General features: G+C 50.0%; 12 protein-coding genes and 1 CRISPR repeat array (1 of these 13 running past the window's edge). All 12 genes read left to right on the top strand.

Annotated elements, in window-relative coordinates:
* Positions 1 to 270 precede the first annotated feature (270 nt).
* The 12 genes from CI603_RS07700 (at position 271) to cas2 (ending at position 13,837) form a co-directional block, all read left to right on the top strand.
* Positions 271 to 1,227, top strand: coding sequence for a carbohydrate ABC transporter permease (locus tag CI603_RS07700; RefSeq protein WP_121913653.1), 957 nt, complete (start codon positions 271 to 273; stop codon positions 1,225 to 1,227).
* Positions 1,224 to 2,057 (top strand): carbohydrate ABC transporter permease, encoded by an 834-nt coding sequence (locus CI603_RS07695; RefSeq protein ID WP_121913652.1) that lies wholly within the window; start codon positions 1,224 to 1,226, stop codon positions 2,055 to 2,057. Before CI603_RS07700 ends, CI603_RS07695 begins: the two co-directional genes overlap by 4 nt.
* Positions 2,058 to 2,151: 94 nt before the next feature.
* The gene (locus CI603_RS07690) at positions 2,152 to 4,413 is read left to right on the top strand and encodes a beta-galactosidase (protein WP_121913651.1); all 2,262 of its coding nucleotides are present in this window, start codon (positions 2,152 to 2,154) and stop codon (positions 4,411 to 4,413) included.
* Between the two features lie 102 nt (positions 4,414 to 4,515).
* Entirely contained in the window at positions 4,516 to 5,388 is an 873-nt protein-coding gene (locus CI603_RS07685) for an AraC family transcriptional regulator (RefSeq protein WP_121913650.1), read from the top strand.
* Positions 5,389 to 5,934: 546 nt separating this feature from the next.
* Entirely contained in the window at positions 5,935 to 6,183 is a 249-nt protein-coding gene (locus tag CI603_RS07680; protein ID WP_121913649.1) for a hypothetical protein, read from the top strand.
* Complete coding sequence (gene cas3, locus CI603_RS07675) at positions 6,170 to 8,314, top strand: CRISPR-associated helicase Cas3' (protein WP_121913648.1); 2,145 nt, start codon at positions 6,170 to 6,172, stop codon at positions 8,312 to 8,314. Before CI603_RS07680 ends, cas3 begins: the two co-directional genes overlap by 14 nt.
* Positions 8,315 to 8,359: 45 nt before the next feature.
* Entirely contained in the window at positions 8,360 to 9,016 is a 657-nt protein-coding gene (cas5c, locus tag CI603_RS07670; RefSeq protein WP_121913647.1) for a type I-C CRISPR-associated protein Cas5c, read from the top strand.
* Complete coding sequence (gene cas8c, locus CI603_RS07665) at positions 9,013 to 10,806, top strand: type I-C CRISPR-associated protein Cas8c/Csd1 (protein ID WP_121913646.1); 1,794 nt, start codon at positions 9,013 to 9,015, stop codon at positions 10,804 to 10,806. Before cas5c ends, cas8c begins: the two co-directional genes overlap by 4 nt.
* A complete protein-coding gene (gene cas7c, locus CI603_RS07660) occupies positions 10,799 to 11,731 on the top strand; it encodes a type I-C CRISPR-associated protein Cas7/Csd2 (RefSeq protein WP_121913645.1) in 933 nt (310 codons plus the stop codon). Before cas8c ends, cas7c begins: the two co-directional genes overlap by 8 nt.
* Before the next feature lie 10 nt (positions 11,732 to 11,741).
* On the top strand, positions 11,742 to 12,443 hold the full coding sequence (cas4, locus tag CI603_RS07655) for a CRISPR-associated protein Cas4 (protein WP_259465514.1): 702 nt from the start codon (positions 11,742 to 11,744) through the stop codon (positions 12,441 to 12,443).
* 59 nt (positions 12,444 to 12,502) lie between these two features.
* Positions 12,503 to 13,534, top strand: a complete 1,032-nt coding sequence (gene cas1c / locus CI603_RS07650; RefSeq protein WP_121913643.1) for a type I-C CRISPR-associated endonuclease Cas1c — start codon at positions 12,503 to 12,505, stop codon at positions 13,532 to 13,534.
* A 12-nt stretch (positions 13,535 to 13,546) separates the two neighbouring features.
* Positions 13,547 to 13,837 (top strand): CRISPR-associated endonuclease Cas2, encoded by a 291-nt coding sequence (gene cas2 / locus CI603_RS07645; protein WP_046323348.1) that lies wholly within the window; start codon positions 13,547 to 13,549, stop codon positions 13,835 to 13,837.
* A gap of 448 nt (positions 13,838 to 14,285) precedes the next feature.
* A CRISPR array of direct repeats spans positions 14,286 to 14,514; the repeat unit is 32 nt; unit sequence GTCGCTCCCTTCACGGGAGCGTGGATTGAAAT; it runs 9,817 nt beyond the window's last position.

Genomic DNA, 14,514 nt, shown 5'->3' with positions numbered 1-14,514 from the left:
TGTATTTTAAGACCGGCCATGTCTATCTGAATAGTCTTGGATGGCCAGTCACTGGACGTTCCACTCTGCGAGGCGAAACATACTCACAGCTGCAGAAGGTTGCTCTTGGGCAGATTACCCCTGCCGCAGCTGCCAAGAATCTGGATGCCAAGCTCAAAACTCTCTCTTGAAATTCCATGATGAAATCACTGTCCGGTCTGCCCACAATTGGGCAGACCTGGCGGATCAACCTCTTACTAATGCAATTGAAAAAATGAAGGAAGCGTCGTCATGACTGCAGTTGCCAGGTCGGTTTCTCCGGCTTATCAGGCTGATGAGGAGAGGCATAGAAGGGAACGAAAAAAGCGCAATTTGGCGGATAATCTTGTATCCCTGCGATTTCTGCTTCCCCTCTTGGCTGTATATATTGTCATCATTCTCATTCCCTTTTTCCAGAGTTTGGTTTTCAGCTTCACTGATTATGGAGGATATGATCTCGCACTGGCTAAGTTCGTGGGTCTGGCCAACTATCGAATGATTTTCCAGGATCAAACGCTGCTTGCTGGTCTGGGATTCACCCTTGTTTATACCGTTCTGACCACAGCTTTTACCACGGTACTGGCTCTTCCGCTGGCAGTTATCCTCAACCGGCAGTTCTTTGGTAGAAACTTTGCTCGCTCGCTGTTCTTCTTCCTCTCCGTGCCATCTATGGTTGTGCTCGGTCTGGTTTGGCAGTATATCTTTTCTCCACTGGGCAATGGCGCTGTCAATATGGTGCTTGGAAAGATGGGTATCGATCCGGTTCCATGGCTCAGTGATTCGAAGCTGGCATGCTTCTGCATTATTTTCATTGCTGTCTGGGCTCAGACTGGTTGGCATGCCACCCTCTATCTGGCTTACCTACAGGCCGTTCCGGCAGATCTTTACGAGCAGGCATCGGTTGATGGTGCCTCTGGATTTCAGCAGTTCGTACATATCACACTGCCACAGATGGTGCCGGCCATCAGCGTATCTGTTTTTATGCTGCTCACTGGTGGCCTGAAAGTGTATGACCTGCCATTCGCCCTAACAGGAGGAGGGCCTGGAAACGCGACTTATACGGTGACACAATCCATTATTGTCACCGGCATTGGATCGGGCAGGTATGGTGTGGGTTCGGCCTTGGGAGTTCTGTTCTTCATCTGCTGTCTGTTGCTAGTTGCCTTGCAGCAGCTATTGTCCCGCTTGTTTGAAAAGAGGCTGTCATGACAATCACGAGGCGCAGACGAATTCGCACAACAATACTGTCGGTTGTGGTCATAGCCCTGGCGCTTATTTGTGCTTCACCGCTCTATGTCGTCGTCGTCAACACTTTCAAGTCTTCCGGCGAGATGATGTCGAATCCCTTTGGCCTACCCTCGAAGTTTTCTCTTGAAAATTACCGACATGCCTTCGAGAGTCTGCCTATTTTCAGGGCGTTGGCGAACACGGTCCTCGTGACGGTGGCCGGCGTGGCATTGCAAGTCATCATCGGTGCTTTGGCCGCCTACGGCATGGTTCAAAAGCGTAGTAGATTCACGGCCGGCATCGGTGCATTCCTACTTCTCTCCTTTGTGCTGCCGGGGCAGACTCTGCTCATCCCGCAGTATAAGATGGAAGCCGGCTTAGGCTTGGTGGATACCTTGACTGGCCTGGTTGTGCTGTACTTGGCCGGCTCCACTTTCTGCTACTTCCTTGTGGTGCAGTACATGATGAAACTGCCTCAGGAGTTATTTGAAGCCGCACGCATCGACGGTGCGGGACCCTTGCGGATATTCTGGCAGATTGTACTGCCACTGATCCGGCCAATACTGATTACGGTGATTGTTTTTCAGACCATGGGGACATGGAATGATTTCATGACACCCAACATCTACATTTCATCACCGGAAAAGCAGACCATCGTGCTGCAGGTGTTCACTGCTATGGGTCAGTTCACCACTAACTGGCCTCTCTTCATGACCATTACCACTATCGCCTTGATACCGGTCTTCATCTTCTTCATCCTCTGTCAGAAGTGGATAGTGGCGGGCTTGGTCGCCGGTTCAGTTAAGGAATAGGCAGGAATGATTCCCTGGCTTCATTTGACAATGAGCAGGTGGGTTCGGGGATTAAAGAATACAAAAGGACACAAAATTAGGAACGGGGACCTGAATGGCCATTAACATCGAGCTGAGAGCCACAAGCTCAAAGAAACATCATGATCTGCCCATCACCGTCCAAGGAGACGATGTAGATCCTCAAGGCAAGCACATAGCCATCAATGATTACTTTATAAGCATGGATGGCAAACCTTGGTATGGGGTATGCGGGGAGTTCCACTACTCACGGGTAGATGCAGACCGGTGGGACGAGGAACTGGCCAAGATGGCCATGAACGGCATCAACATTGTGTCGACATACGTTTTCTGGAATCACCATGAGGAGCGTGAGGGGCATTGGAATTTTACGGGTAATAGGAATCTGCGTGAATTTGTCCGTCTCTGCGCTCGCAATCACATGTACGTCATTGTTCGTCTTGGACCCTTTGCCCATGGTGAGGCACGCAATGGCGGACTGCCGGATTGGCTCTATGGAAAGCCGTATGATGTCAGATCACTGGATCCTGGATTCCTGGCAGCAGTACGCGATCTCTATAATCATGAAGCCGAGCAGTTACGAGGCCTTTACTATGCTGATGGTGGACCGATTATTGCCGCTCAGCTCGACAATGAATATATGCATTCGGCAGCACCCTGGGAATTGACCACGGGGGTTTCCAATGAGTGGATACCCGGAGGTCATGATGGCGAGGCCTATCTGCAGGCGCTGCGTACTATGGCGACACAGGCGGGTATCCGTGTGCCGTTCTTTACTTCCACGGGGTGGGGAGGTTCACCTGTGCCTTCAGATGTACTGCCCCTTTGGGGAGGATATGCCTATCGTCCTTGGCTTTTCTATGCTCATGGTGGTGAGCATCCCAAGACAGATGAGTATCTCTACCGGAATTACCATGCCGATGACTGCAAGCGAACAGAGGAATTCGATCCTGCGTATCCGCCCTCCTCGCTTCCCTATGCCTGTTGCGAGATGGGAGGCGGGATGTTTTCGTCCTATCGCTACCGGTTCCAGCTGCCGATGAAATCAGTAGATGCCATGGCCAACATCAAATTGGGGTCTGGATGCAACATGCTTGGGTATTACATGTTTCATGGTGGAACCAATCCCCAGGGGGACGGGATCTATCTCAATGAGAGCCAGACCCCGAAGCGATCCTATGACTTCCAGGCGGCGATCGGTCAATATGGCCAGGTCCGTGAATCCTGTAAAAGACTGAAGACCATTCATAGCCTGGTTCAGGATTTTTCTGAGCAGATTACTCCTCTTGAGGTTTATCTGCCATCGGGCCAGGACTGTATAGATCCGGCTGATTCCAACTCTTTGCGTTGGAGTCTTCGTACGGATGGACTTCGTGGATTTGTCTTTCTTAACAATTTTCAGGACCATGCCGAGATGAATCCTCAGAAGAATCAAAGCATTGCATTGACTTTGGCGGATGGGCGGCGGTTGACCATTGATGGCATCGGTCTGGAGAATCAGGAGAACTGCATCCTGCCCTTCAATATGGACCTGGACGGGATCACACTTGTGTGTGCAACTGTGCAGCCGGTAGCGCGGCTGCTGCCTCGTAGCGGGAATCGACCGACCTTTGTGTTCATGAAACCGGATGGCATGTCTCGTTATTACATGCGCTTCCAAGAGGGCGCAGTCATGTCAGAAGAAGTTGATGCCGATGCGCAGCGGCAATTGATCACCGTTACCTGTGGGGACAAGGCCATCGATGTTGTAGTGGTTAATAGGAATCAGTCGAACGCCATGTATGTGGTCGATCATGACAGTCTTGTCTTTGTGGATGACGACTCAAATCTGTTCATGTCAAGTCCAGGAAGCGCGGTGCTGGAGTCGTCGAGTGCTCACCCTGTTATCGAGTCGTGGCCACCTTTTTCAGCAGTGCTCAATTCGGAACCTGTGGCTTTGCCACATCAGGATGTTCGAGTCGATGAGGCCGGTACTATGAAGTACATCCTGCATTTGCCATCTCTGGCAATGGATGCATTAGGACACCATGGGGTTACGGATATGCTGTTGCGTATCCGGTATTCCGGTGATATCGCCTGGCTTTGGGCTGGGTCGACTCTATTGGATGATAACTTTGCCAATGGTTCCACCTGGGAGGTGGGACTCAGGGACTATCGACGAGAGTTGTGGGACAATGACAATACCTTGGTGCTTGGTCTGACTCCACTGAAAAAGGGATCTTTTGTCAACGTGGATTCGGCAATGGCTGCCCGTACCGAACAGGTGGAGCAATCAGTCGGCAGGCTTATCTCAGTTGAGTTGACCCCTATTTATGCCTATGAGCTTCAGATAAGATGATTCTTGCGTGGTAAAGGTTATGTCTGTTAGCGGGTGTCTATTGGTATTGTGCTCATCTGCTGTCGCAGGGTTAGGATGAAACGGGTATAGGGACATCTCAGTGTGACGGGCGAGGGAGGCGGGTTTTTGGATTCTGCGGAAAAGCACATCTGGGGCGGTAGTTTCGACTATTACACCTATACTCCTAGCCTCAATGCCAAGAAAGTTTTGCTTTATCCTCTGGAAACCGGGTTCTTCCATATGCTCGACGGTCATTGCACCGAGCGTGACACTTATCCCAGTTTTCAAATCATGTATTTGAAATCAGGCGAGCTCACACTGCGTACCAATGCTATGCAGGGCGTTGCCCATGGTGGTCAGTTTGTGCTTTTGGATTGTTACCAATACCATCGCTACCAGTCTGTGGGGTCGACAGAGATGCTTTGGATGCACTTCGATGGTCAGGCGGCCCGGTTTTATTACCAGCAGATAATGGCCAAGCGAGGGCCGATCTTCGCTCTGGAGCAGGATGAAAAGGCATTGCACCCGCTAAAGACCATTTACAACATATTTCGGTCCGGCACCTATTTATCCGAAACAATGCTTGCGAAATATGTGACCGACATTCTGACCTGGTTCGTTGATGCGCCGATCGGACAGGGTGACGTTGACAGGAGTAGCCATGACATTCAAATGGTGATGACCTATATTGCCAATCATCTGGATGAGCCCCTCGATCTTCATCAGCTTGCCGCTATGACTGGCCTGGGGGAGCGCAGCTTCATTAGGGTATTCAAAAAGGCAACCGGTTATACGCCTCATGCCTATGTTATGGACGCGCGCATCAATTCGGCTCGAAGCATGCTCAGCAATTCCTCCAAGCCTGTCGAGCAGATAGCTCTGAATTGCGGGTATTCCAAGCTGTCCGTCTTTTGCAGCGCTTTTAAGTCAAAAGTAGGTGTGTCTCCTATGGAGTACCGCCGCCGTACTTTGTAAATATTGTAAATGATGGATTAAATCGATGACCGCGTCAAGTACATATTCCGTAATGAAGAGTATCTTGGTGAAGTCCGTTATGTTTCATAGTCCAGCTGTAGTTAAGAGACTCCTATGGATAATTGCATCTGGTCTGTATAGTATGTGCTCTGTAGATGAGATTGGCATAACATGCATAGACGGATTAAGTCGCCATGAGGCGAGGGTTGAAATGGTCTTCTGACCGTTCTTATAAAAGGGCTCATCAGTATTGACTGATGGGCCTTTTGTTTTACCTTTTAATATGCTGCGCTTAAACTTTCAGCTATTAATACGTGTACGCAGTATCTCTTTAGAACGGTCAGTGACCGAATTGACATTATCGGATAAAGGTATTATCTTCGATTAAAAGAACGAAGTTGTTCGCCCATACGAGGGAGAAGGGTTGATGGTTAAGATGGTTGTGCTCAGATTCGAAGATGCCTACCTGCCTAAGTGGGTCTTTGGTTTGCGCTTGGCAAACGATACCCAAAGTAATTGCGATCTATCCTCTGGCAGGATGTTTAGATGACGACCGAAGGCAATGAGATAGACGAATATCTGGCCCGCACCTCGAAAGATCATGGTTTTGAAGTCTGCGTGCAGCATCTGGTGATGACGGGATGTCTTGATGCAGCCTTCGCTGGTCGACTGGCCGGTTATCCGTATGACCAGGATCAGGCTGATATGGGCCTGGACACAGGCCTTCTTCATGACATAGGCAAGTATTCGGATGAATTCCAGAGGATGATCAGGGAGGCCTATGATGAGCAGTAGTGTCAACCACTCTTCATACGGGATGAAAGTAGCGTATAAGCTTCATCTTCAAGAAGCCATGTTTGCCATCGCAGGACATCATGCTGGTTTGCCGGATTTTGGCAATCGTATTGATACCGAGAATTCAAGCACCTTGGTCGGCAGAATGAAGCGTCCCAACCCTGATGCCTCGCATTGGAAGGATGAGATTACCCTTCCCGAAGTCAAGCCGCTCGCTTCTTTGGGCTCGCACTTCTCAAACATGATGCGTATCCGTATGCACGAATCAGCACTAGTGGATGCGGATCGGCTGGATGCTGAGTTCTTTGTCAATGGCAAAGTAGAGCGCGATGAATCGCCATTTCTCGAGCAGCTGCTTCAGGATCTCGGTCCTGATCGTCTGTCCAGCTCTATTATGCCGCCTCCACAGGAATTACGCGAAATAAGCAAAGCGCTAGCTGGGCAGCTGCGTGAGCATCAGTCGATCAGAATCATGGCGCTTGCTGAAATCATGGAACGCAGGGCTGAGTCCTTCCTGTCGGCGAAGGCGAGTACGTCGTTGAATGAAAAGCGTAATGCCATATTGCGTGACTGTCTTACTCACGGAGCCGATCCTGAATGGAAACCAGGTCTATACACGCTGACCGCTCCCACAGGCGGCGGCAAGACTGATTCCTCGCTTACGTTCGCGCTTGAACATGCCAAAACACACCATATGGATAGGGTTATTTACGTCGTGCCCTACACGTCAATCATCGACCAGACGGTAAAGGAATTCGAAACCCTCCTTGGGCCAGATGCGGTTCTGCCGCACTATGCAGATGCTGCTTTCCAATTAAAAGAGGAAGACGAGCTTACAGCAAACGATTTGCATCGCAGTTTTGCGGCCGAGAACTGGAACATGCCGGTTATCGTAACCACTGCTGTGCAGTTTTTCGAAAGCCTGTTCGCCAACAAGGCCTCTAAACTCAGGAAGATTCACAACATAGCTAACTCTGTTGTGATCTTCGATGAGGCCCAGACCTTGCCCTTGCCTCAGCTAAAACCGTGTGTACAGGCCATTGCTGAGCTGGTTACCAATTATCACGTCACTGCGGTACTGTGTACAGCCACACAGCCGGCCTTGCAGGATCTGTTTGCCCAGGCTCTTCGACTTCCAACTCTGGCAATTCCAGAAATTGCGCCATTGAGCGAAAAAGAGCGCTCGGAATTCCGGCGCAACCGAATCGTCGATGACGGTCATAAGAATATGGATGAGATGGCTGAAGCAGTAGAAGGTCATAATCAGGTTCTGTGCGTGGTCAACACACGTAAGGAAGCGCAGTACATCTCCGGAATGGTGCGAAAGCATGGCTTTGAAGACGGCACTTTCTGCCTGACTACACTGCAATGTGCCTATGACAGGGAACGTTTGCTGAAGCAGATACGGGATCGCCTCGCCCAAGGAGAATCTTGTAGGGTCGTATCCACGTCTCTAATAGAGGCCGGAGTGGATGTCGATTTTCCTGAGGCGTATAGGGAACAGACTGGTCTTGATTCGATTCTTCAGACAGCTGGCCGTTGCAATAGAGAAGGTCGACGTGATGCGGATGCCTCATTGGTCCATGTTTTTTCCACTGATGAGGGGCAAGTTTCATTTTTGAAACAGAATATGCTGGCTTTCGATTTGGTGCGGGAAGGCAATGCTGACCTGGCGTCGTCAAAAGCGATTCATGAATACTTCACTAGGCTCTTTGGAATGCGTGGGGACGAGAGTCTCGATCAGCGGCAGATTCTTAAGGCTCATGAGCGTGGAATTTCAGGATGCCGTATGCCGTTCGCTCGGATTGCTGAGCGGTTCAAGCTGATTGATACTCCAACTGTTCCCGTCTATATACCCGTCAATGAAGAAGCGAGCGCCCTATGTGCTCAACTGGCTGACCCTCGCTGCTATACGCGAGGTTTGTTCCGCCGATTGGGCCGGTATGCGGTCAACGTTTGGCCTAAACAGCTGGACAGGCTCAAAGAGGCCGGAAAGATATCCGCTTTGGCAGAGCATGGTACCAAATCGGATGATGACGCATTTATTCTGCTGGACATGGGCATGTACGACAGTGCTACAGGTTTGCAAGTCGATGAAGATCAGCTGCCTCAAAACGGGCTGCTGTATTGATGACTGAATCGTAATCAGCAATACCGGCAACAGGAAAGGAGACCAATGACAGTACAACTGGAGGTCTGGGGTCCGTATGCCCTCTTCACCAGACCTGAAATGAAAGTAGAGAGGGTCTCGTATGACGTGATGACGCCGTCGGCTGCACGGGGGATTTTGGAAGCTGTGTTCTGGCATCCGGGCATGGTCTGGCGGATTGACAGGATCGTGGTTATGAATCCCATAAGGTTCACCAGTGTTCGTCGCAATGAGGTCAGCAGCGTGATATCGGCCGATACTATCCGGTCGATGATCAATGATCCGTCCAAAGACAGCGCGATCTACGCTTCCTCAGACATTCAGCAGCGTGCCTCCACCATTCTGCAGGATGTTCACTACGTGATTGAGGCGCATTTTGATATGAATAGCAAAGCAGCTGCAGGGGATTCGCCAGCTAAATTCATCAGCATGTTCAATAGGCGGGCTCAGAACGGTCAGTACTATCACCACCCTTATTTTGGAACCCGGGAGTTCCCTGTCGATTTTCGGCTTTGGGATGTCGATAAGGGTCAGCCCAAGGGATTCGAAAACGGTCGTCGGGATCTGGGGTACATGTTATACGACATGGACTATCGAGACCCTGCGGATCCGCAACCTATGTTTTTCAGGGCTGAGCTGATTAACGGTGTGCTGGATGCAACTGATCCGAAGGTGAGCTCATGATCGGCGAACTAGTCAGACTTTACGATCGGCTGGTGGAGGCTGGCCAGGCACCGCGGTATGGATATAGCGTTGAAAACGTTCCGTGGGGACTGGACATAGCGGATGATGGGACCATAACGCACGTCATTCCGTTTGGGACATTGACAAAGAACAAGCAGTTCAGACGTATGATGTCTGTCCCAGCACATGCATTGCGGACAGTGAAGATTCAGGCCAATTTCCTCTGTGACAACTCCTCTTACCTGCTTGGTGCAGATGCCAACGGTGCAACAAACAAAGCAGCCAAACGCTTTGCAGCTGCTGCTGAATTGCATCGACAAGTGCTCGCAAATGCCGATGAAGCTGAAGCCCGTGCAGTACTCGCTTTCTTCTCCCGTACGCCTCAAGCGGCAGTTGTAGAGGAGAATTTGGGTGAAGGGGACTGGAAGAAGGCCTTAACCGGTAATTTTGTCCTCTGCTTTAACGGCTTACCTTTATCTAAAAACCGAACCATGCAGAAATACTGGGATTCATGGTTCTCTTCGGATGACGAGGACAGTGGTGAAACGGCCGCTGGTTCTGAAACCATGCAAAGTGTTGTTTCAGGCCAAGCTGTCGTCCCTGCTCTTACTCATCCAAATATCAGAGGCGTCCGCAACGCACAATCCAGTGGATCAGCACTAGTGTCTTTCAATGCGCCAGCATATCTTTCCTACAACAAAAAGCAGGATCAAAATGCTCCTATGAGCAAACGTGAAGCCTTTGCTTATACTACAGCCTTAAATACTGTGCTGAAAGACGATCAGTATACAAGAACTGTAAATGATGGTTCCTTGACGATTGTTTCCTGGGCAGAGTCAGGACAGGCTGAGTACTCAGCTGAGATGAACTTGTGCATTGAAGGCGCTGCAGGGGTTGACCAACAGGATCTAATAGCCACTGTCACGGCCTTGTCTAAAGGGAACCCCGTTGATTTCAATGGTGTCAGGCTTAATCCGGATGAGCATTTTTACATCCTTGGGCTTGCCCCTAATGCGGCCAGGCTTTCGGTGTCCTTCTTCTTGAAGGACACTTATGGCAGTTACATGGAACATGTACGTCGTCATTATGCAGATTTGGATATCGAACGACCGAAATTTGATAAACGTCACGATCTACCTGTGTGGATGCTCCTTGCGCAAACTGTGCCATCTGCCGCTGGTGGGAAAAAGAGGATTCCAGCTTCCCCCCGTACAGTTTCCGACCTATTTAAGGCCATTCTTACAGGTGCGCCCTATCCTACGTCGCTCCTGACTGCTGTCGAGAACCGCATTGGCGTTGAGCATGAAGTGCCCCGCGCCAAGGCGGCAATCATCAAAGCGTATTTTCTTCGTCATCAAAACAACCAATGCCCTAAGGAGGTATTGCAAGTGTCCATCAACAAAGAAAGCACCAATGTGCCCTATGTCCTAGGACGGCTGTTCGCCCTGTACGAGGACATACAACATGCTGCGAATCCTGGTATCAATACCACGATTGGTGACCGGTTCTTTACTAATGCATCGACCATGCCCGCCGTGGTTTTCCCGCACTTGGGCGATTTGGCGAAAAAGCACCTGCGAAAACTGTCGACGGGAACGCGCATTTACTATACCAAGCGTATCGCCGATCTGATGACCAGAATCGGCGAGAACTTCCCGACGAGGTTATCGCTGCCTGAACAGGGTGCTTTCCAGCTCGGATATTATTTCGAGACTCAGGAGCGCTACAAGGGCAAGAACAAGGACGACAATAAGGAAACTAACAAGGAAGAAGGAATTGTAAATGAGTGAGCAAACTGCCAAGGCTATCCAAAATAGGTACGATTTCTCCATTCTCTATGATGTTGAGAATGGCAATCCCAACGGAGATCCGGAATCAGGCAATATGCCACGAACCGATAGTGAGACAGGGATTGGAATTGTTACTGATGTTTGCCTGAAGAGGAAGATACGTAACTATGTGCAGTTAATTAACGGGGATAAGGCGCCCTGGCGTATTTATATCAAGCAGCAGGTTCCGCTGAACCGCCTCGATGCTGAGGCGCTAAAAGCGGTTGGCGTCAATGGGGATCCCGATATGGACAGTATCGGGAAGGCTTTAAAAAAGGCCAAGAAAGAAAACGGCGAGCTGGATAGATTAATCCTCGATTACATGTGCTCCAATTTCTTCGATATCAGGACCTTTGGCGCAGTGATGACCACCTTCGTCAAGGGCGGGTTGGCCTGTGGCCAGGTGCGTGGCCCTGTGCAACTTGGATTCTCGAGGTCCATCGATCCGATTTTCCCGCAGTCTGTCACCATCACCAGGGTGGCCATTACTACGGAAAAAGACCAAGAGAACAAGAACAACGAGATGGGCAACAAGTCCATCGTTCCTTACGGTTTATACCGTGCTGATGGCTATGTGAATGCCAAGCTAGCACAAAAGACCACCGGATTTAGCGAGGAAGACTTGGCCATGCTTTGGCAGGCCATTCTCAATATGTTCGAATTTGATCATTCTGCTGCCAGGGGCAAGATGGCCGTTCGCAAGCTCTACGTCTTCAAGCACAGCAACGATCTTGGCGATGCTCCCTCCTATAAGCTGTTCGATAGTATTCATGTGGCCCATAAGCCTGAGGTTGAGACACCGCGCAGCTTCTCGGATTACGATGTGACCGTCGATACTTCAGCTATTCCGCAGTCGGTCGAACTGACTGAAATGGTGGATGGCTGAGAACACTACAATGAGTGATAATTCCATGGACTTGTCCATGGCCACAGGGCCGGCCGAATATCCTGAGGATGAATGGCTGGCCCTGTCTGGCATTCAGCATTTTGAGTTCTGTAAGCGCCAATGGGCATTGATCCACATAGAGGAGCAGTGGCGTGACAACACCAGAACATATGCAGGAGACTTCGAGCACCGACGTGCTCACGACTACCATGCTTCTGAAAAACGCGGCGACACCTTGATACTGCGCGATCTGCGTGTATTCTCCCGAAAGTTGGGAGTCGTCGGCGATTGTGACATCGTCGAATTTCACGCAGCTCAGGATGGAGTTTCGTTGATAGGCAGGAGAGGACGTTGGAAACCCTATCCTGTTGAGTACAAGCATGGTTCCAGCAAGGTCAATAATGCTGATCGTTTGCAATTGTGTGGCGAAGCTATGTGTTTGGAAGAAATGCTCTCTTGCAGCATCAGCCAGGGGGCATTGTTCTATCAGCGGACCAAGCGTCGTGAATTGGTCGAGCTCAATGATGATCTTCGCGCTCAGGTAGTCCATGATCTGGCACAGATGCGGGACCTTTATCGGCGAGGTCATACTCCCAAGGTGAAGCCAAAGTCGGGGTGCCGGTCATGCTCATTGAAAGATATCTGTCTGCCTGAACTTGTGCATAAGTCTTCCGCTGCTGACTACATTCGAAAGACCCTGAAAGAGTTGTAGGGGTAACTTGGGCAATGAGAGTTTATTGAGGAAAAGCGCCGGAGGGAAGCGATGATCCATTGAGACAGATGTTAAACACCTTGTTTGTCACTACAGAGGATGCCTACCTTTCCCTAGAGCAGGAGAACGTTGTGGTGAATGAGGACGATCGCGTCATGGGACGGATACCACTGCGTGCCTTGGAGTCTATTCTTTGCTTCAGTTACAAGGGTGCTTCGCCAGCCTTGCTGGGAAAGTGCAATGAATTTGGTGTCTCGTTCGCCTTCTACTCCCCTCAGGGCAAATACTATGGGTCAGTGCTTGGAGAGGCTAACAGAAATGTGCTTTTGCGACGCCGTCAATATCACATGGCCGATGACGATAACGAGGTCTGTTCGATTGCAGCCTCGTTCGTCATGGGCAAGATATTCAATGCACGACAGGTGCTGGAGCGTGCTACCCGAGACCACGCCTTACGGATCAATGTGCCTCGTGTCAAAGAGCAGAGTGCCCGTCTGTTGGCAGCCTTGCAGGAATTGAATGGCTGCCAAACGCCAGATTCGGTTCGTGGTGTGGAGGGAGAAGCGGCGAGGTGCTACTTTTATGCCTTTGACGATCTCATCCTCACGAATAAGGATGATTTCTACTTCGAGCAGCGTAGCCGAAGGCCACCGATGGATAGGATGAATGCCTTGCTCTCATTTATCTACGTGTTACTCTCTGGAGATTGTCGTTCTGCACTTCAAGGTGTCGGCCTTGATCCTTACGTCGGGTTCTTGCATACAGACAGGCCAGGTAGATCTTCGCTGGCTTTGGACCTTGTTGAGGAATTGCGTCCAATCTTTGCGGATCGGCTGGCTTTGTCTCTGGTCAACACCCATGTGGTTAAGGCTGAAGATTTTGAGGTTCGAGAGAACGGAGGAACTTATCTTAACGACAAGGGGAGGAAGCAGGTGCTTTCAGCCTGGCAGAAGCGCAAGAATGAGCAAATCATGCACCCCTTCCTTAAGGAGAAAGTGCCGTGGGGGTTGGTGCCATATGTACAGGCATTATTGCTGGCTAGATATATACGTGGGGATATGGATGCCTATCCGCCAATGTTTTGGAAGTAGGGTGAAGAAATAATGATGGTGGTTGTTGCCTATGATGTCGACACCTGTGAGGCGGCCGGCCGGAGACGGCTGCGACAGGTCGGCCATGAGTGCATGAAGTTTGGGCAGCGTGTGCAAAATAGTGTGTTCGAATGCGTGGTCACTCCCGCCGACCGTGAGCTTCTGAAACAGCGGCTGATGACGTTGATCAATCCTCAGGAAGACAGCTTGATCTTGTATGACCTGGGTGCCAGATACTCGCGCAGAATCCATTACTACGGGGTGAGGCGTCATATTCCTGTTGACCAAGTGATGATGTTATAGAGTTATGTGTCTTTGGTTGTACTGTTTTGTTTGAGCCACGGAAATTAGACGATAGCTAAGTGGCTGGTGTAATTCTGTAAACGGTGCAGTATGTTGACTACTGTTGTTGTGGATCAACGTTGGCGCGAAACGCTAGCAATCATGTATTCACCTGATCCTTCGCGCCGCAAATCTTTACTTCATGACGATATACGGTCTTAATTTCGCATGTTTTTGAGCTGAGTTCTTTTCGCATTTCAAATCAGACGGCTATTTATACGAAGGAAGCTAGAATTTTGGTGAATCGGATGAACAGTTGTTTGATAACTGAATAGTGATGTTATCAACTTGAAGCATCATCTCAATTGCTCGACTAGAAAACAGAAGCTGGATACCTAGTTCGGGCTGTTGGGAGTTGTCAGCCATTTAAAGCTGATCATATATTGGTCATTGGATGTATCATTGTGCTGTCGCTCCCTTCACGGGAGCGTGGATTGAAATCTCAAAATGCCGGTTGGTCTGACTCCCTGCAAAGAGTCGCTCCCTTCACGGGAGCGTGGATTGAAATTCGACTGCATTAAGCAGGTCGTCATAATCCTTAGCGTCGCTCCCTTCACGGGAGCGTGGATTGAAATCTGCCCGTAGACTTCAAAATGATCTATGATCTGTAGGGTCGCTCCCTTCACGGGAGCGTGGAT

This window comes from Bifidobacterium sp. wkB338 (genome assembly GCF_003688325.1).
Lineage (GTDB): Bacteria > Actinomycetota > Actinomycetes > Actinomycetales > Bifidobacteriaceae > Bombiscardovia > Bombiscardovia polysaccharolytica.
Note: the sequence above shows the minus strand (reverse complement) of the source record. Positions and strands in the feature narration are given on the sequence as shown.